At 63.4% G+C, this 445-nt stretch carries 1 pseudogene; it reads left to right on the plus strand.

From position 1 onward, the window contains the following. Nucleotides 1–433, plus strand: a pseudogene (locus tag RhoFasB10_RS25825) (cytochrome o ubiquinol oxidase subunit I); the annotation flags it as partial. Nucleotides 434–445: the final 12 nt, after the last annotated feature.

A 445-nucleotide genomic window follows, 5' to 3' on the forward strand; every position in this document is an offset into this window, starting at 1 on the left:
CAAGAAGACCGTCGACCTGACCGGCGACCCGTGGGATGCCCGTACGCTGGAGTGGGAAACCTCTTCGCCGCCGGCCTTCTACAACTTCGGCACGCTGCCGGAAGTCACCGAGCTGGACGATTTCTGGGAGCGCAAGCAGCGCGGTGAAGCCTGGCCGAAGCCGGCCAAGTACACCGACATCCACATGCCGCGCAACACCGGCACGGGCGTTGTCATCGGTGCCTTCAGCCTGGTGTTCGGCTTCGCGATGATCTGGCACATCTGGTGGCTGGCCATCGTCGGCTTCGTCGGCATGATCGCCACGTTCATCTACCGCACCTTCGACCAGGACGTGGACTACTGGGTCCCGGCCGCCGAGGTGGAACGCATCGAGAACGAACACCGCAAGCACCTGGAAGCCCAGGGCCTGGTGAAGTCGGAGCTGAAGGCATGAGCACCAATACCT

This window comes from Rhodococcus sp. B10, assembly GCF_011770055.1.
Classification (GTDB): Bacteria; Actinomycetota; Actinomycetes; order Mycobacteriales; family Mycobacteriaceae; genus Rhodococcoides; species Rhodococcoides kyotonensis_B.